Source organism: Thermosynechococcus sp. (genome assembly GCF_025999095.1).
Classification (GTDB): domain Bacteria; phylum Cyanobacteriota; class Cyanobacteriia; order Thermosynechococcales; family Thermosynechococcaceae; genus Thermosynechococcus.
The window spans coordinates 805632-821980 of the sequence record NZ_AP024678.1 but is presented as its reverse complement, the minus strand read 5'-3'; the positions used below and the strand labels follow the sequence as shown (position 1 = coordinate 821980).

Annotated in this window: 19 protein-coding genes and 1 pseudogene; 6 read left to right on the top strand and 14 right to left on the bottom strand. The window is 54.8% G+C overall.

Annotated elements, in window-relative coordinates; translation table 11 throughout:
• Positions 1 to 43 precede the first annotated feature (43 nt).
• Positions 44 to 1006: an HMA2 domain-containing protein gene (locus tag Q0W94_RS04020; RefSeq protein ID WP_297761449.1), complete on the bottom strand. Its 963-nt coding sequence runs from the start codon at positions 1004 to 1006 to the stop codon at positions 44 to 46.
• Between the two features lie 105 nt (positions 1007 to 1111).
• Between Q0W94_RS04020 and Q0W94_RS04015 the strand changes: the two genes are divergently transcribed.
• From Q0W94_RS04015 to Q0W94_RS04005, 3 genes are read left to right on the top strand one after another with little or no spacing between them, the layout of a single operon-like run.
• Positions 1112 to 2134, top strand: a complete 1023-nt coding sequence (locus tag Q0W94_RS04015; RefSeq protein WP_297762357.1) for an ATP-binding cassette domain-containing protein — start codon at positions 1112 to 1114, stop codon at positions 2132 to 2134.
• Complete coding sequence (locus Q0W94_RS04010) at positions 2134 to 2544, top strand: hypothetical protein (RefSeq protein WP_297761446.1); 411 nt, start codon at positions 2134 to 2136, stop codon at positions 2542 to 2544. The genes Q0W94_RS04015 and Q0W94_RS04010 overlap by 1 nt, the downstream gene beginning before the upstream one ends.
• Positions 2545 to 3690, top strand: coding sequence for an LptF/LptG family permease (locus Q0W94_RS04005; RefSeq protein WP_297761443.1), 1146 nt, complete (start codon positions 2545 to 2547; stop codon positions 3688 to 3690). It begins immediately after the preceding gene.
• A gap of 18 nt (positions 3691 to 3708) precedes the next feature.
• Here the strand turns inward: Q0W94_RS04005 and Q0W94_RS04000 are convergent, their stop codons facing one another.
• The 5 genes from Q0W94_RS04000 to ndhO form a co-directional block, all read right to left on the bottom strand.
• Complete coding sequence (locus Q0W94_RS04000) at positions 3709 to 4890, bottom strand: M20 family metallopeptidase (RefSeq protein WP_297761440.1); 1182 nt, start codon at positions 4888 to 4890, stop codon at positions 3709 to 3711.
• 45 nt (positions 4891 to 4935) lie between these two features.
• Positions 4936 to 5409 carry a CYTH domain-containing protein gene (locus Q0W94_RS03995; RefSeq protein WP_297761437.1) on the bottom strand — a complete coding sequence of 158 codons (474 nt, stop codon included), beginning with the start codon at positions 5407 to 5409 and terminating at the stop codon, positions 4936 to 4938.
• Positions 5410 to 5412: 3 nt separating this feature from the next.
• Positions 5413 to 6876, bottom strand: coding sequence for a carotenoid oxygenase family protein (locus tag Q0W94_RS03990; protein WP_297761434.1), 1464 nt, complete (start codon positions 6874 to 6876; stop codon positions 5413 to 5415).
• The gene (locus tag Q0W94_RS03985) at positions 6873 to 8228 is read right to left on the bottom strand and encodes a folate/biopterin family MFS transporter (protein WP_297761431.1); all 1356 of its coding nucleotides are present in this window, start codon (positions 8226 to 8228) and stop codon (positions 6873 to 6875) included. Before Q0W94_RS03985 ends, Q0W94_RS03990 begins: the two co-directional genes overlap by 4 nt.
• Positions 8229 to 8346: 118 nt before the next feature.
• Positions 8347 to 8559, bottom strand: a complete 213-nt coding sequence (gene ndhO / locus Q0W94_RS03980; RefSeq protein ID WP_024125524.1) for a photosynthetic/respiratory NAD(P)H-quinone oxidoreductase subunit O — start codon at positions 8557 to 8559, stop codon at positions 8347 to 8349.
• A 120-nt stretch (positions 8560 to 8679) separates the two neighbouring features.
• On the opposite strand from ndhO, the gene Q0W94_RS03975 reads away from it, so the two are divergent.
• A complete protein-coding gene (locus Q0W94_RS03975; protein WP_297761428.1) occupies positions 8680 to 10107 on the top strand; it encodes a mannose-1-phosphate guanylyltransferase/mannose-6-phosphate isomerase in 1428 nt (475 codons plus the stop codon).
• A 13-nt stretch (positions 10108 to 10120) separates the two neighbouring features.
• On the opposite strand, the gene Q0W94_RS03970 is transcribed toward Q0W94_RS03975, so the two are convergent.
• The 8 genes and pseudogenes from Q0W94_RS03970 to Q0W94_RS03935 all read right to left on the bottom strand — a co-directional run bounded on the left by Q0W94_RS03970 (position 10121) and on the right by Q0W94_RS03935 (position 14800).
• Positions 10121 to 10570, bottom strand: a complete 450-nt coding sequence (locus tag Q0W94_RS03970) for a divergent PAP2 family protein (RefSeq protein WP_297761424.1) — start codon at positions 10568 to 10570, stop codon at positions 10121 to 10123.
• Between the two features lie 60 nt (positions 10571 to 10630).
• The gene (crtE, locus tag Q0W94_RS03965; protein ID WP_297761421.1) at positions 10631 to 11554 is read right to left on the bottom strand and encodes a geranylgeranyl diphosphate synthase CrtE; all 924 of its coding nucleotides are present in this window, start codon (positions 11552 to 11554) and stop codon (positions 10631 to 10633) included.
• Positions 11555 to 11564: 10 nt separating this feature from the next.
• A pseudogene (gene folD, locus Q0W94_RS03960) lies at positions 11565 to 12486 on the bottom strand (bifunctional methylenetetrahydrofolate dehydrogenase/methenyltetrahydrofolate cyclohydrolase FolD).
• A 161-nt stretch (positions 12487 to 12647) separates the two neighbouring features.
• Positions 12648 to 12983 (bottom strand): hypothetical protein, encoded by a 336-nt coding sequence (locus Q0W94_RS03955; RefSeq protein ID WP_297761418.1) that lies wholly within the window; start codon positions 12981 to 12983, stop codon positions 12648 to 12650.
• Positions 12980 to 13171: a DUF454 family protein gene (locus tag Q0W94_RS03950; RefSeq protein ID WP_297761415.1), complete on the bottom strand. Its 192-nt coding sequence runs from the start codon at positions 13169 to 13171 to the stop codon at positions 12980 to 12982. Before Q0W94_RS03950 ends, Q0W94_RS03955 begins: the two co-directional genes overlap by 4 nt.
• Before the next feature lie 83 nt (positions 13172 to 13254).
• A complete protein-coding gene (locus Q0W94_RS03945) occupies positions 13255 to 13899 on the bottom strand; it encodes a pentapeptide repeat-containing protein (RefSeq protein WP_297761412.1) in 645 nt (214 codons plus the stop codon).
• A 5-nt stretch (positions 13900 to 13904) separates the two neighbouring features.
• Positions 13905 to 14366 (bottom strand): Fur family transcriptional regulator, encoded by a 462-nt coding sequence (locus Q0W94_RS03940; protein WP_024125516.1) that lies wholly within the window; start codon positions 14364 to 14366, stop codon positions 13905 to 13907.
• A 134-nt stretch (positions 14367 to 14500) separates the two neighbouring features.
• Positions 14501 to 14800 (bottom strand): TMEM165/GDT1 family protein, encoded by a 300-nt coding sequence (locus Q0W94_RS03935; protein ID WP_297761408.1) that lies wholly within the window; start codon positions 14798 to 14800, stop codon positions 14501 to 14503.
• Between the two features lie 150 nt (positions 14801 to 14950).
• Between Q0W94_RS03935 and Q0W94_RS03930 the strand changes: the two genes are divergently transcribed.
• On the top strand, positions 14951 to 15946 hold the full coding sequence (locus Q0W94_RS03930; RefSeq protein WP_297761405.1) for a hypothetical protein: 996 nt from the start codon (positions 14951 to 14953) through the stop codon (positions 15944 to 15946).
• Complete coding sequence (locus Q0W94_RS03925) at positions 15943 to 16269, top strand: hypothetical protein (RefSeq protein WP_297761402.1); 327 nt, start codon at positions 15943 to 15945, stop codon at positions 16267 to 16269. The genes Q0W94_RS03930 and Q0W94_RS03925 overlap by 4 nt, the downstream gene beginning before the upstream one ends.
• The last annotated feature ends 80 nt before the right edge of the window (positions 16270 to 16349 follow it).

The window sequence follows — 16349 nt, the reverse complement described above, 5'->3', positions numbered from 1 at the left end:
GCTCCTGTCGCGCTGGACATCTCCATAGGCCATTACTTTAGGATTATACTTTTTTCTCTGGGGCTGCGGTGTTGGACTGTTGCATATCGAGATGACGACTAAGCCGGGTACCGGCTCGGATGCCCTCAGCTTCGGCTTGAGGACCCAGCATTGCCCGGGCCACAATTCCACCGAGGGTGCCCAATAGCGTTTCCTTCATAAAGGTTTGACTGGTTTTCACCCACCACTCCAGGAAAAGATGCAGAGACGGGGGAGGAGGTTCCTCAGGGGATGGCTCGGCTAACTGTCGCCCCAGATCTTCCCCGAGTTGCGAACCCACCATATTCCCCACCACGCGCCCGAGGGTTTCACCCACAGGTCCTAAGACCACTTGTCCCGCCAAGCCGCCAGCAATTTCACCGGCTGCACCGCCAATTTTGTCACCACTGTGAATCTCCAGCGCTTTTGCGACCCGTTCGGGCGTTTCCTCAAGGGCAGTAAATTGCAGTTGGGTTATCTGCTCACTGGCTTCCATCCCCAGTCGCGCACCAATGACGCCACCCACAAAGGTGCCCACTTGCACCCCCATGACTACACCCGCAGGCCCCATAAACAGACCCGCCGCCGTTCCCCCCACCATGCCGCCGAGCATATCGCCCACGTAGCCCCCGATGAGAAATCCGCCCATGGAGGTGAGTTTGTTGCCAACTTCTTCGGGTTCGAGATCAAAGGCGCGGGTGAGGTTTTGCAAGCCCCTATTGCCTTGGCCGATGATCTGGACATCCCCCCAAAATTGAATGGCCGCGAGCAGTTGCAGGGGAGTGATTTGCTCACGGCGATACTCAATGGTGATCGAGGCGGCAAGGGGGTTAACGTGAACAGACTGGATACCTCGGAGGGTTTCCAGGTAGGCACTCAAGGAATCGCGAAAGCCAACATCGGTTTTCAGTTCTTGAATCCGCAATCGCAGGCGATCGCCCGTGAGGTGCATGACTTCGGCAATGGGTGCAGTTTCAGCAGTGGCCATGGGACCCCTACCCAATAGGCTCTAGTTGCTGTTGTAGCACGCACCCCAAAGCAAGGAGAAATATCTGTCAAAATGTTAAAGGAATCGCACACAGAGTTAATGACCATGACAGCCACGGTAAAGGTCGAACATCTCAAGAAGTCCTACGGGGCCATTACAGGGGTGGCCGATGTCTCCTTTACAGCCCATGAAGGGGAAATTTTTGGGGTGCTGGGGCCGAATGGCTCAGGGAAAACGACAACACTGCGCTGTCTGTGTACCCTCTCGCGACCGGATGCGGGGCGCCTGGAAGTCTGCGGCTTCTCGGTGCTCCACCAACCCCATTTGGTGCGCCAGAAATTAGGCTATGTGGCCCAAGAGGTGGCTCTCGATAAAATTCTTACGGGTCAGGAATTTCTAGAATTGCAGGCGGCGCTGTACCACATTCCCCGGGCCCTGATTCCGGAGCGCATTGAGGCGGTGCTGGCACGCTTAGATCTACGGCAATGGCGCGATCGCCAGTGTGGTACCTACTCCGGTGGCATTCGCAAACGCTTTGATCTTGCGGCGGGACTTCTACACCAACCCCAAGTACTTGTCTTGGATGAACCCACCGTAGGTCTCGACATTGAAAGTCGCCAGGTGATTTGGGATGTGCTGCGGGATCTCAAGGCCCAAGGACTGACGATTATCTTGACCAGCCACTACCTGGAGGAGGTGGATCTCCTCAGCGATCGCTTGGTGATTCTCGATCAGGGACGGGTGATTGCCAGTGGGTCTCCTGAGGAACTCAAGGCCAATATCGGGGGCGATCGCGTCACGTTGCGGGTGCGGGAATTCACACCGCGTCAAGAGGCGCAAATGGCACAGGGCCTTCTCAGTCAATTGGACTGCGTCAAATCCGTCCTGATTAACGCCAACCAAGGCAACTCCTTAAATCTGGTAGTCACAGATGTCACTGTGGCGATCACAGCCATTAGAACGGCGCTAGAGGAAGCAGGACTGCCCCTGTTTAGCTTGGCGCAGTCACACCCCAGTCTAGATGATGTCTATTTGGCAGCCACCGGTCAAACCCTCTTGGATGCCGACTTGGCAGCCGCAGCGCAGCGGGACAGCAAACAGTTAAAAAAAGAGGTCATGCAACGCTAATGGGGCAGCCAATTCTCTGGGTACATGGGGATTGCCTCGACCCTCACGCCCCAATCTTCAGCCGCTACCCGGGGGCACCGGCAATTTTTGTCTGGGATGTGGCCCTGCTCAAGGAATGGCAAATTCGTCTGAAGCGGCTGGTGTTTCTCTATGAATGCCTGCTGGATCTACCCGTGCAAATGTACCGTGGCGAGGTGGCGCCCTTGGTCAATGCCTTTGTGGAGGTGCACGGGGGCGATCGCCTGGTGACGATGGCAAGTCCTAGCCCTCGCTTTCGCGCCATTTGTGGGCAATTGGCCTATCCGGTGGAAATTCTGGAGCCAGAACCCTTTGTGGCGTTGCCAGCCAATGCGGATTTGAAGCGATTCTTTCGCTATTGGAAGTTGGCAAAACCTCGCCTGGGGCTATAGATGATGTTGGCGATCGCCCGACCCCTTCAGAAGCTGCCTTGGCAGCTGCCGCGACTCTCCCTGTTGGATCGCTATATCCTGCGGGAGATGATTCGCCCTTTTGTCTTTGGTTTTGGCATTTTTACGGCGATCGCTGCCGTTATTGGTACGGTGTTCTACCTGATTCGCAATATGGTAGAGCACAACTTGAGCATTCTCAGTGCCATGGAAGTTTTTTTTCTGCGCTTACCCACCTTTGCGGTGCTGGGTATTCCCATGGCAATGCTCTTTGGTTCGCTCCTTTCCTATAGTCAACTCTCCCGCCGCAGCGAACTGATTGCCTGTAAAAGCTGTGGGGTGAGTCCAGTGCGTCTGGTGCGACCGGCGCTCTTGGCGGGGTTCTGTGCCTTGCTCTTCACCTTTGCCCTCAATGAACTGGTGGCTCCCCCCCTAGCCTACCGCGCCATCCAGACCCTGCAACTTGCAATTCAACAACCCCAACCCAGTTTCCAGACCCGCAATATCTTCTACCGCCGTTTTGCTGCGGGTCAACTTCAGCAACTCTTTTTTGCCCACCGCTTTGATGGTCGGGTGATGGGTGGAGTGACGGTTCTAAACTTTGAGCAGGGGCAGTTGCGGGAAATTATCACGGCCCAGAAAGCTCAGTGGCAGGGTTCAGCGTGGCTGTTTCGTCAGGGAACCTACCATCGCCTGCAGGGCGATCGCAATTACGCCGTGGCAGAAACGTTTGTAGAGCGCCGGTTTCCTTACCCGCGCACCCCCCTTGATTTAGCCATGGAAACGCGGGTCCCAGAGTTTATGACCAGCCGCGAAATCTATCGGTACTTGCAAATTTTGGCGGAAAGTGGCGATACCAAACGCTTGCGGCAGTGGCGGGTGCAGTTGCAGGAAAAGCTCTCCCTCCCCTTTTTGTGTCTAAGTTTTGCTGTCATTGGCGCTGTTTTGGGGATCAGTTCTCCCCGCCAAGGACAGGGACGAGCCTTTGGGCTGAGTGTGGTGATTATTTTTGGCTACTATGTTGCCGCTTTTATTTTCACTGCCTTTGGCGAGGGGGGGGCAGTGTCGCCCATTGTGGCCAGTTGGTTACCGAAGGGGATTGTGAGCGCGATCGCCCTCGGGATGCTCTACCACGCCAATCGTCATTAGCAAGTCATTAGTAGGTCATTAGTAGGGAATCTGCCAATAGCGACAGGCCGCATGGGCAAGGGTCATGACCCCCACAGGAATGGCCTGTTCATCCACCGCAAATTCAGGGTGATGCAGCGGATAGTTGGGGCGATCGCGAAACCCGACACCAAGGCGAAACATCGCACCGGGGGCGTGCTCTAGGTAAAGGGCAAAATCCTCTGCCCCAAGGGACGGTTCTGGCAAGATATGCACATGGGGGGCACCGACCACCTCAGTGGCCGCCTCCGCCAGCAATTGCGATAGATAGGGGGTATTTTCCACTCCCGGTACCCCCCGCCGATAGTGGAGCTGGTAGCGGGCACCGTAGGCGTGGCAGACATTGGCCACAATTTGCTCAATCCAATTGGGAAGGGTGGCACGGGTTTCCGGATGGAGCGATCGCACGGTTCCCTGAAGGGTGACCTGATCAGCAATGACATTGGCCGCCCGTCCCCCTTGAATTTTGCCAAAAGTAAGCACCACAGGGCGCAACGGATTTTGGGTACGACTAATGGCCTGTTGCAGAGCACTGATGACTTGAGCAGCAATCCAAATGGCATCCACCGCTTCATGGGGGCGCGCCCCATGCCCCGATTCTCCCAAAATCGTTAACTCAATGTCATCGGCAGCGGCTGTCAAAGCACCATAGCGCACCGCCACGTCCCCTGCTGGAATACTTGGGAAAACATGGAGCGACAAAATGGCACTCACCTCCTTCATGGCGCCATCAGCAATCATCCAACTCGCCCCTTGGGCAATTTCTTCCGCAGGCTGAAAAATAAACCGCACGCGGCCAGGGAATTCCTCCTTGAGGGCGGCTAAGACCATTGCCGTGCCAAGACCCACTGTCGTGTGGACATCGTGGCCGCAGGCGTGCATCACCCCCGTATGTTTCGAGCTAAACTCCAGGCCGGTGCGCTCCTGAATCGGCAGGGCATCCATATCGGTACGAATGGCCAACAGCCGCTGTTCTTTAGGATTCCCCTCCAGTTCAGCAATCACCCCCACTTTGCCCACATCCTGCTGTACAGTTAAGCCTGCGGAGGAAAGCACCCCCGCCACATAGGCAGCGGTTTGATGTTCTTGGCCACTCAATTCGGGGTAGCGGTGCAGATGGCGACGAATTTCAATGAGACGGGGCGTGAGGGTGTGGGTAATCTGGCGAATCCGAGCAAGCATAGTGAAGCCGTGGCGATATTTTTGTATCCTATCGAACTTAGGAATTCAGGTTGACCACTCCTGATAGGGATGCTCCGCTAAGTAGGCATTGGTATAGCGAGGATCATCGGTCACCTCAAGGCCAACCCAGGGGGGTAAAGTCAGGGGATAGTCAGCCCGGGGCAATTCAATTTCTGCCAAAATGAGACCCGCGCAGGCGCCAGCAAATTCATCAATTTCCCAACAGAGGTCACCCACCGGGATGCGATAGCGGTTTTTCTGAATGATTGGTTGCAGGCACAATTCCTCAAGGAGTTCCCTAGCATCAGCAACGGGGATAGGATACTCATACTCACGGCGTTGGCCACCACTGGCTTTACCCTTGATCGTGATCCATGCCTCCTCACCCGCAAGACGCACGCGCACAGTGCGCTCAGGAACCGTTGAGAGGTAGCCTTGGGCAAATTCGGCCACACTGGTGGCCAGGGACCGCCATTGCTCACCTGTGACGAGGAACTTGCGCTCAATTTCAATTCCCATTGCCTAGACCGCCGTGGTAAATGAACCGTGGAGACCGTAGGGAATGTGGTGTTTCAGGCGCAACCGTGCCACAGGGCCGGCGCTAATGGCCGCGGCATCAAAGATGAGTAACTGCGATTTGTGGCAACTGGCATCATAGAGCACCTGGAGCACCCAGCCATCCTCTTCTCCTTGGGCCCCCTGCCAGAGAAAGTCCCCCTTTTGCAGACCGCGGGGAACAAAGATCGGCTCACTGAGAAAACCGCGCGGCGCGGCTGACCAAAACTGTTCTTCGCCGTGGGCGCGATCGCACCGCCACAGTGCCTGTAGGGGTGCATTGGTTTTTGGATCATGCCCCGCCGCCAAATAGGTGTAGCGATAGGGTTGCCCCACCTTAGCCGGATGCACCACAGGAAATTCGCAGGGGCGATCGCTCACCACCTGCCAGTCCACAGCTTTTGTCTTCGGGTTCAACTGGATCCGCCACAGCAAACTTGCAGGCAGAGCCGCAAAATTCACCTCGCGAAAATCCATGCCCGGCTCCAAAGCGGGAAAGTGGCTGTAGGCAATCGACTCCACGTGAATTTCATCCCCTGCTTCGTAGGCATTGGCATGGTGAAAGACAAAACAGGGGGGCATCGTCAACAGTTGGGGGGGGCCACCCCGACGGGGCAGCAGCCAAACCCGTGTCGGTTTCTGAGCGTTGAATTGAAGGCACTGGGCAGCGCCCCGCAGTCCCAGCAGATAGGGCAAGGGATTGAATTGCACTGGGTTTTGAAAAACAATGGCGTAATTGGGGGTGAGGGCAAAGTCGTGGATAAAGGCAAACCCTGGAATTTGAAATACCGGCTGCGAGACACACTGACCAGTGGCATCAAACTCATAGAGCCTAAGGCGGGTACTCAGGCCGGGCTTGACACTAAAGTTCACCAACCGCTGCGTCTGGGGATCAAAGCGGGGATGCGCTGCAAAGGCATCACTCTCCTTGAGGAGACCCCCTAGATTGTCAAGTCCAAGCGTTTCTAGGGTCAGGGGGTCAAGGCGGTAGGGCAAACCCGCTTCCCACAGCGCCAGTAATTTCCCAGCCCAGTAGATCACATGGGTATTGGCAATGTTTTTGACACGGGTATCGAGGAAATTGGCGAACCAGCCGCCCGGCTTTTGGGTGCCAAAGACACCGCGATAGAGCAGGCGATTGGCTTTTTCCTCCGCCACAAATCCGGCAGTGCGCACGTAGCGATTGCGAAAATGTACCCGTCCCTTCTCAAAGCGAAAGGCACAGATCATGCCGTCGCCATCGAAGGGATGGGCTAAGGGCACGCCGCCGCGCTCCAATAGACCCGGACCATTGCGATAGAGCGTCCCCACCAAATCTGTGGGCACCGTGCCTTCGACATCCTCAATCCAATAGTCATACTCCTGGGTCAGGGATTGGGTTCCCCCCCGCCAATCCGCCATTGTATAGGGGCGCTCTAAAACTCCTGTCATGAAACACTTGGCTCCAACTCAACAGCAACAGCGGATTGAGAGGCGGGTGCGGGCAGCTGCTGCGGCAACCAGTTCAACAGCGGTAGTGGCAATAGCGTACTCAGGTTAGTAATGAGCACGAGCAACCACAGGCGATCAAAGTTGTGCTCGGTAATCCCCAGCCAGTGGGTCAGCAGCGCCCCCAACTCATGGGAGACCAGATTGGCAAGGTTGCTAATGGACATCAGCAGCGCAAAGAGGGTGGCCTCAATCCCCGGCGGACACAACCGGGCCGCCAGCACCAGTACGGGCATAAAGGCAATTTGCCCCATGACAGCCAAAATCAAGCTATCCCCCAAGCTAAACCACTGGTCACTAATGCCCCATTGGCGATTGAGGTGGGTAACCAAAATTAAGCTAGAGAGTCCTAAAAAAGCTGAAAGAATCGTGCTCCAGAAAAATATGGTACGCAGGGGCAGCGTTTTCAAATACCGCTGGAAAATCCATACCCCCAAGAGGGAGGCGATGCTAGTGACAAGGCGCACCCGCCCCAAAAACTCCGCCTCAAAGCCCAATTCATTCGTTGTAAAGAAAAAGAAAGCGGATTCCGAGCCGGGGGTTGCTTGCCAGAGGAAGAGGAAGGCCACCGGCAACCAAATCCGTTTTTGCATCATGGCTTGGCGCACACGGTTGATATGCTCCCAAGTTTGACTTAGTTGAGGCCGAGCCGTGACCCGTGCTTCGGCGATCGCCCCCGCCACCGCCGACACCAAGAGGGGAAACACCGCCGTCATTTGAAAGACTGTACGCGGACTAAACCACTGCAACAGTTGGCCACTAAAGTAAGCAGTAAGGATGCCCCCCACAGCAGTAGCGGCCCAGCTTAGGGATTGGAGAGTTCCCATTTCTGTAGCGGATTCCTGGCGTGCCCGTTCAACCACCAGTGAATCGACAATCACATCACTGAGGGCGATCGCCATCGATGCTGCTAGAATCGCTGCCGTTGCCTGCCAAGGGGTAGCCACCCACGTCCCCAGGCTCAACCACGCCCCACAGCCCAGCAAGCCCGCCAGGACAAGATAGGAGCGGCGGCGAAATCCCAAAAGCGGCAGGCTATCAGAAACCAGACCAAAGACTGGCTTAATCACCCAGGGCAGCGCAGCCACACCCATCAATGCCGCCACTTCCGCCGGAGACAGCCCCAACTCATCCTTAAAGAAAAAGCTAATGGCCAGCCGTGCTAAGCCCAAAACCCCTTGGACAAAATACACCAGCAAAATGGCTAAGAGTTCGCCACTGGGCTCTTGGCCAAAAAGGAGTGTCTCCTTGAGCCACTGAAACCAGCGTTGAGGTTGCGAAGGTTGAACCAGCATTACCAAATGTTAAGCAACAGCATTGCCTCCATCATATCCAGACAAGCTGAAAATTGCTAACACTGGTCCTCTGCACTCACCTACAGAAGACCAGAAGAGCAAGCGACACTGATGGGAGTTATTTGGCAACCTCGAGTTGATCGAGGCGCAGCCAAACCGTGGGAGTGGGCACTGGAAATTTAATCTGAGCATAGTCACCGCGAATTTCCACCACCTCGCCCCGTCCCTCAAAGAGATAGGGGGGGTAGCGGTGATCACTGGCTAGAGCCTCAAGACTATTGGCCAACTTTTCGGCCACGACCTTCACCAAATCTCCTTTCTTGATTGCCATAGGACACTCCACAGAAATCGTTCCCTATTTTAGGGGATCAGGGAATGGCCGTGGCTCAACAGTAGGCTGCCTGTGGTTAAACTACGCTTAGGGGTCACAATACCACTGGGAAGTCTTGGCATGGACTGTATTCCTGTCATTCTATCGGGGGGCGTAGGAAGTCGCCTCTGGCCATTATCGCGACAAGCTCATCCCAAGCAGTTTATGCGCCTAACTCCCGAAGGGAAGAGTCTGCTACAGCAAACGTGGCAACGGTTGCAGGGCTTACCCCAACTTCAGCCCCCCGTTGTTGTTGCCAATGAAGCCCATCGCTTTCTTGTGGCGGAGCAATTTCAGGAGCTGGGGGTAACGCCGACACGTATTTTACTTGAACCCATAGGGCGCAATACTGCCCCTGCCATTACCGTTGCTGCCCTCTACGTCACGGAAGTCCTTGCCAGCGATGCTCTTCTCTTGGTGCTGCCGGCAGATCACTTCATTCAGGATGTTGCCCATTTTCAGTGGGGACTGCAACGGGGATTTTCAGCCGCCGCTCAGGACTGGTTGGTAACCTTTGGGATTGCGCCCACTTCTCCCCATACAGGCTATGGCTACATCCGGCGCGGCGAGTCCCTCAGTGATCCTGACACCTATCGCGTGGCCGAGTTTGTGGAGAAACCCGATTTAGCAACAGCAGAGGCCTACCTTGCTGAGGGGAATTATCTTTGGAATAGCGGCATGTTTCTCTTCCGGGCCCAGAGTTTTTTGGCGGAACTGGCACAGCAACAGCCACAGATTTTAGACTATTGCCGCTTGGCCCTCCGGCAGGGACGGGAGGATTTAGACTTTATCCGCTTGGCGAAGGAACCCTTTGACCAGTGCCCCAATCTTTCTGTGGATTATGGCCTCATGGAGAAGACCCAAAAAGCAGCTGTCGTGCCCCTAGACTGTGGCTGGAGCGATGTGGGATCTTGGTCGAGTCTCTGGGAGATCATGCCCAAGGATGCATGGGGGAACAGTTGCCGCGGCGATGTCCTCGTTTATAACAGCAAAGACTGCTTTGTCCAGAGTCAGCACCGCCTGGTTGCCTTGGCGGGCGTGGACAACCTCATGGTGGTGGAAACGGCCGATGCCATTCTGATTGCCCATCGCAACGCGGCACAACAGGTGAAAGAGGTGGTGGAGCAACTCCAAGCCCGCAACCGCCGCGAGGCCTATAATCATCGGGTGATCTATCGCCCTTGGGGTTACTACGATGCCATTGATGCCGGTCATCGCTTTCAGGTAAAGCGGATTACGGTGAAGCCAGGAGCCAGCCTTTCACTCCAACAGCACCATCATCGTGCCGAGCATTGGATTGTGGTCAGTGGCACCGCAGAGGTCACCTGTAATGGCAAGACATTTTTGCTTACGGAAAATGAGTCCACCTATATTCCCGTAGGAGCAGTGCACCGTTTGGCCAATCCGGGGAAAATTCCCCTTGAGATGATTGAGGTGCAGTCGGGGTCATACCTGGGGGAGGATGATATTGTCCGCTTTGAGGATCGCTATGGTCGCCAGACAGAGTAATAAAGGCAAAACCCTAGACCCCTAGCCAAGCGATCGCCACCCCGAGGGCGGAACCGACAATGACTTGAATGGGGGTGTGCCCCAACAACTCCTTGAGGCGGGCCTCTGCCAATTCGTGCCCCTCCTGGAAAAATTCATCAACAATTTGATTGAGAATGCGGGCCTGTTTACCTGCTGCTTGGCGTACCCCAGCGGCATCATACATGACAATACAGGCAAAGACAATGGCAATTGCAAACTCAATGCTATCCCAGCCGCGTTGAAGCCCTACGCCAGTCGCCAAAGCAGTGACCAGGGCGGAGTGGGAACTGGGCATCCCACCGGTTTCCACCAAAACGCGGAAGTTGAGCTTGCGGTGTTTGGCAATGTCAATCAGTAACTTGAGCATTTGGGCGATCGCGCTTGCGGCAAAAGCGACCCAGAGGACACGGTTAGCCAGTAGCTCACGAAGACCGTCCATCATGGTTGCGGACAAGGACAAACTCTGCGCCGATCCTAACCCACTTCGGGATCGTTGGGATCGTTAATGACTACGGCTGGCAATGTAGTCGGCGATCGCCTGCAAAGGAATAGCGGCTGCTCCATAGACAGCCAACTCTGCCTTCGCCTCCGCCACCAGGCGCTCAGCCTCTTGGCGGGATTTTTCCAGGCCCCACAGGCGCGGGTAGGTCATTTTTTGGGCAGCCACATCTTTACCAACGGTTTTACCGAGGACATCGCGGGTCGAAGTGATATCCAAAATATCATCCACAATCTGGAATGCCAAGCCAATATTTGCCGCATAGCGGGACAGGCGTGCCACGTCAGATTCACTCGCCCCCCTCAGCAATGCCCCAGAAACCACAGAGGCCTCCAGGAGTGCCCCCGTTTTGTGGGAGTGGATAAAATGCAGCGTTTCCAGACCAATGTCGGGCTGTCCTTCACACTCTAAATCCACCACTTGACCACCGACCAATCCCGTTGCGGCCACCGCATGCCCCAACCGCGCCACAATTTTCAGCAGATACTCCGCTGGCACATTTTTGGTTTGTTCCACCACATACTCAAAGGCATAGGCCAATAAGCCATCCCCCGCCAGAATGGCAATATCCTCGCCATAGACCTTGTGATTGGTGGGCTTGCCGCGACGGTAGTCGTCATTGTCCATGGCCGGCAGATCATCGTGGATCAGCGACATCGTATGGATCATCTCCAACGCGCAGGCAGTCGGCATGGCCATTTCGACGGTGCCCCCCATCAGTTCACAGGTGGCCAAACAGAGAATCGGGCGCAGCCGCTTGCCCCCCGCCATCAGTGAATAGCGCATTGCATCGTAAATTTTCTCCGGATAGGCCACCGGAATCGCGGCTTCAAGGGCAGCTTCCACAAGGGCTTGGCGTTCTTTGAGGTAGGCCTTGAGATCAAATGTGCCGGCGGGATGGACGTGGGGGGGATCAGCGGAAATCATGAACAGCTCCTCAGCGTGCGGGCGACATAGAGGTCAAGGAAAGTAGGGGCTTGTGCCAGTCGTGACGGCGACAGTAGCTCCATACAGTATTGTGCAACAACATGGCAACGGTCATCGGACCGACCCCCCCCCGGAACAGGGGTAATATAACTGGCCACCGCACAGGCCGCCTCGTAGTCCACATCGCCCCAGAGACTTGATTTGCCATCGGGGCGTTGAATGCGATTAATGCCCACATCAATGACCACTGCCCCTGGCCGGATCATATCGGCCGTAATGCGCCGCGGCTGCCCCATCGCTGTGACTAAAATCTCGGCACGACGGGTGATACTGGTGAGTTCACGAGTACGCGAGTGGGCGATCGTCACCGTTGCATTGGCGCTGAGCAACATCAGCGCCAGGGGTTTACCGACCAAAATACTGCGACCCACAACCACTGCTGAGCGACCTACGACATCAATGCCATAGGCGGCCAAAAGCTGCATCACCCCAGCGGGCGTACAACTGCGTAGTCCCGGTTCATCGCGCACTAGCCGGCCCAGATTTTCTGGATGCAGGCCATCCACATCTTTATCGGGATGAATGGCGTATAGCAGGGGACGAGGATCAAGGTGGGGTGGCAGGGGCAATTGTAGGAGAATGCCATCCACTCGTTCGTCTTGATTGAGCTCAGTGATTTTGGCCAAGAGAGCTGCTTCTGTGATAGTGGCCGGCAGGTGGGCACCAAAGGATTGAATCCCGACGCGGCCACAGGCCTGTTCCTTGGCACGGACATACACCGCACTGGCGGGATCATCGCCAACTCGCAACACCGCTAATCCCGGCGATCGCCCCCACTGGGCTTGAAACGTCCGCACATGGTCAGCCAACTGGCGCTCAATAGACTGGGCTAAGGACTTGCCATCAAGGCAGGTAGCGGAATTTGCAACCAAAGGACACCTTAAAATTAATCCATCACAAAAGTCTAGGGTTTAGTTGCCCAATACGTTTCCATCGGTTGGCAACAACATCGAACTAGTTTACCCCAAATGGCGACACGGGCGGCCGCTTTGATTAGGTTCTTTACTCAGTTGTACCAAGGGCCTAACACTCCCTAGGGGCGATCGCCGGAGGGGGAGGTTCGCTCCACTTGAATTTTAGAAATGGCCGGGGTGGTACACAGGTACGTTAGCACATCCTCTGCACTCATCAGGCGCTTTAGCACCACTTGGCCAATCGTGGAGGCAGGATCAGGATGGCTTGGCTTGACTTCCACCATAAGAACCATATCCTCCACTTGGTAAAGCCAGAGCTTTTCTTCCCCCTCTAGGATGTAGAGGCAGGTGCGGGTGATCACCGGCGAGCGGCGCCACGCTTGCTCATTCCAGAGGCCTTGGGGTTCCCACACGCGGCCAATGTGCCACCCCTGAGTGAGGAAAAAGTACTTCATGCCACAGGTGGCGATTCATTCCCTTGGGCCCTGGTGGTCTCCTCGGGTTCCATAGAATTAAAACAAGCTGCCGCCATCAGCAAAAAAGGCGTTCCTGGCACTAGGGGTAAGATAAAGCCCACAACCCCAATAATTCCAAAAATCACACCAAGAACCATACGTGCTGTGTTACGGATGCTTTTAGTCACAGGCACTCCTTTCGAGTTCCAATAGGCGAGGATGATTCACCTCTAACGTAGCCTGAACCTTGTCTTTTCACAAGTTGTTGATTTTAAGCTGGATCGAGAATGGCATCCCGTAGATCCATGCCGTCCATTTCTGCTTTGTAGAGGTTTGCTCCCTTAAAGTTGGCACGGCGGGCATTGGCCTTTGACATCTTGGCAGCAATGAGAACGGCAGATTCAAAGTTCGCCTCAATGAGACTGGCGCTTTCGAGAATCGCCTCTTGCAAAATTGCACCCTTGAGATCAGCTAATTGCAGGTTGGCCTGAAAAAGATTGGCACGGGTGAGGTTGGCATAGGCAAGGGTCGCCTCTATTAAACTCACTCGCCGCAGTAGCGTGCCCACTAAGTTGGCTTGGCGCAGATCGGCCATAGCAATGTTTGACTTGTAGAGATCGGCACCCGCCAAGGTGGCTCGCTGTAAACAGGCGCCCTGCAAATCTGCCTCAATCAGGTCACTCATGTAGAGGTTTGCTCCTGCCATGTAAGCATCCTTGAGCAGAGCGTTGCGCAGATCAGCCCCCGCTAAATTTGCCTGATCGAGATTGGCATTGGTGAGGTTGTACAGCTCTAAATTGGCGCCAGTGAGATCCGCCTGTCCCAGATCAGGGCGAATATCACTGTCTTGCTCCCGCCATTGATTCCAAGCGGTAACCCCCTGCTTAAGAAGCTGAAGATGTTGGGGATGAGCCACGGCAGTTATCCTTGGGCCCTCGGCTCAGTGTTTTGATAACCGTAAAAATCAATGCGATAGTCAACAATTTTCACACCAGTTTTTGCTTCAATCTCAGCAATGAGGGAGGGAGGTAGCTCAACGTGAACGTCAATAATCTTCTGGCTATCAAGACAATTTACATGGCTGTGGCTATCGCTGATATTGCCGTAAAGACGCCCATCGGCGCGCTCAACGCACTCAATGATGCCATGCTCTGAAAGGGCTTCAAGATTTTGGTACACAGAGGTGTGGCCGATGTCTTTGCCCGCCTGATTCAGGCGATCGTAGATCTGCCGCGCCGACAGGTGATCCTTGGCATCCCAGAGCAGTTCGAGAATAGCACGCCGCTGCCGACTAAGGCGCAGTCCTAGGCGTTGACAGCGATCAATCGCATCCTCAAGGGAACGAATGGGGGGTAAAGAACTGGGAGCAGGAGACGTGAACACGGCGCTATCCTAAAAAATAAAACTCAAACAGCAGATTTTGCTTAGTTAAGTAGCCTATTGCGATTTAATCGCAGTTTCAGGATTATCCATTTGTTAACCTGTAGTCACTATGATAATCAATCCCCTGGCTATAATCAAATTTGCTCCTTGTCAAGGCCGTCAGCCGTTGTTTGAGATAGCAAATAAAAACCCAGAAACGCAAACATCATTGCAGCGATCGCCTTGACCACCTTAACGGGGATCAATGTGGCCATCCCACTGCCCAAAAGCACACCCAAAAACGTTGTACACACCAAGCCAGAGGCGACCCCTAAAAACACGGCAGTCGCAGAGCGAGCATTACTCCCTAAAGTAATCGCCACCAGTTGACTCTTGTCCCCCAGTTCCGACAAGAAAACAAGCGCAAAACTTACGGCAAAGGATTGCCAGTCCATCCGGTCTCTCCCAAGGTGTTGCTGCTATAGGCCAGCGTAACAGTATAGGCAGTGGCGGCCAACGCGGATCGTGGTTCAGCGTGGCCGGATCAGCTTAAAATAAGTTATAATTCTTAACATTAGTTTTGCGTATAGTCATAGCCCTGTTCAATGATGGTGGAGGTGCCCCTGTTGAATACCACTGCTGAATCGAACGCGATCGCGCCGAACACGACTTCCTTGGCCAGTCTGGCACAGGCTTGGGCAAAGCGCTATATCACCAACCTCAACAGCACCGCCCTTGCGGAGGATGATCCGGCAGTGGTAGCTCCCCGACTCCTGGCCGAACTGCGGCATGCCAGTCTCCAGGCCTGGCAGCGCACCGAAGGCTTTTTGGCTGGAGAGATGATTCGCCATGGCATCCCAGCGGAACTGGTGGATCCCTGGAGCATCTCCAAGGACATTCATGACATTTATCAGCGCACTCTGAAACTCTACGCAGCTGGCAAGGGCACCCAGCAAATGACCGCCAAGATAGCCAGTGCCGTCAGTGAGATCCGCAGCCGCTATACAGCGGTCGATCCCCGAGTGATTGGCTTTGTGAGTATGCAATTTCATCACACGGGGCTGTTGCTGCTGGAAGTAGCACCCACAAGCCAACGTCCCATCCTCAGTAGCTTCTTCAAGGTCATTGATGATCACCTCTACATGCCCTTGCACCGCGCCTATAAGGCAGCAGCCAACTACGACTACGCTGATCCTGCCTTGGCTTTAGTGCGCCATCTGTTGTCCCAGAGCACAGCGATCGCCACCGCTATTTGTCAGCGCGTTGCCGAACTCAACCCCCAGCACCGCTGTTTTAGTGGCCCTTTAACCCAAGCCAGTGTGCGCGTTTCCAGTATTCGCGATGTTGAGATGTTCCAAATCTACCTTTGGGTGTGTCTTTTGGAGCAAAGCCTTGAGGCACTGCAACGGGAACTTTTTCCCCTCTGTTTGATGCTGTATCCTTCTCTGAATGTGACATGGGAGCTGGTGTTTCAAATGGTGCACCTTTTGGGTAAGGAAATACAAACCCGTGCCACTGGGCATGATACAAGTGTTTTTACACCCTACTATTTATCTTTGCGAGAAATGTTTGATCCCAAGATTTTTCAAGGACTCCTATGATTCCCAATTTGCCGCAGGTTTCTTTCTCCCCCATTGCCATTGCGGGGTCTGGTCTGTGGGCGATCGCCCTGTACTGGGGGTTTTATCCCACGGGGCAAGCCTTCATGCAGCGTTTAGTGATGTGGCTAGGGGGTGAGGCAAGCCAAAGTGCCGAATTCTGGGCAGGGATGGTGGGGCTCATTCCCTTTATTGTTGTAGGTACGGGTTGCTTTATCCTCTGTAGTCTGGGCTTGGGTCAAAGTTGGGCCTTGAGTTTAGGCCTGATGGCAACCATCGGTGGGGCAATTTACGAACTCGGACGGCGGGATGGCCAGCGCTCCTAAGTTGGGCTCCGGATGAGAATCCGCTAACATTTCAGTTAACCTTTATGTTAGTTAGTCTTTATGCATCCTCTTTAGGGTTT

Excerpts from the sequence above, each read along its gene's own strand:
- Q0W94_RS03930 (WP_297761405.1), top strand. The coding sequence starts at position 14,951 with ATGATGGTGGAGGTGCCCCTGTTGAATACCACTGCTGAATCGAACGCG.
- Q0W94_RS03990 (WP_297761434.1), bottom strand. The coding sequence starts at position 6,876 with ATGACAGGAGTTTTAGAGCGCCCCTATACAATGGCGGATTGGCGGGGG.
- Q0W94_RS03955 (WP_297761418.1), bottom strand. The coding sequence starts at position 12,983 with ATGAAGTACTTTTTCCTCACTCAGGGGTGGCACATTGGCCGCGTGTGG.
- Q0W94_RS04015 (WP_297762357.1), top strand. The coding sequence starts at position 1,112 with ATGACAGCCACGGTAAAGGTCGAACATCTCAAGAAGTCCTACGGGGCC.
- Q0W94_RS04005 (WP_297761443.1), top strand. The coding sequence starts at position 2,545 with ATGATGTTGGCGATCGCCCGACCCCTTCAGAAGCTGCCTTGGCAGCTG.
- Q0W94_RS04010 (WP_297761446.1), top strand. The coding sequence starts at position 2,134 with ATGGGGCAGCCAATTCTCTGGGTACATGGGGATTGCCTCGACCCTCAC.
- Q0W94_RS04020 (WP_297761449.1), bottom strand. The coding sequence starts at position 1,006 with ATGGCCACTGCTGAAACTGCACCCATTGCCGAAGTCATGCACCTCACG.
- ndhO (WP_024125524.1), bottom strand. The coding sequence starts at position 8,559 with ATGGCAATCAAGAAAGGAGATTTGGTGAAGGTCGTGGCCGAAAAGTTG.
- Q0W94_RS03995 (WP_297761437.1), bottom strand. The coding sequence starts at position 5,409 with ATGGGAATTGAAATTGAGCGCAAGTTCCTCGTCACAGGTGAGCAATGG.
- Q0W94_RS03985 (WP_297761431.1), bottom strand. The coding sequence starts at position 8,228 with ATGCTGGTTCAACCTTCGCAACCTCAACGCTGGTTTCAGTGGCTCAAG.
- Q0W94_RS03925 (WP_297761402.1), top strand. The coding sequence starts at position 15,943 with ATGATTCCCAATTTGCCGCAGGTTTCTTTCTCCCCCATTGCCATTGCG.
- Q0W94_RS03970 (WP_297761424.1), bottom strand. The coding sequence starts at position 10,570 with ATGATGGACGGTCTTCGTGAGCTACTGGCTAACCGTGTCCTCTGGGTC.
- crtE (WP_297761421.1), bottom strand. The coding sequence starts at position 11,554 with ATGATTTCCGCTGATCCCCCCCACGTCCATCCCGCCGGCACATTTGAT.
- Q0W94_RS04000 (WP_297761440.1), bottom strand. The coding sequence starts at position 4,890 with ATGCTTGCTCGGATTCGCCAGATTACCCACACCCTCACGCCCCGTCTC.
- Q0W94_RS03975 (WP_297761428.1), top strand. The coding sequence starts at position 8,680 with ATGGACTGTATTCCTGTCATTCTATCGGGGGGCGTAGGAAGTCGCCTC.
- Q0W94_RS03935 (WP_297761408.1), bottom strand. The coding sequence starts at position 14,800 with ATGGACTGGCAATCCTTTGCCGTAAGTTTTGCGCTTGTTTTCTTGTCG.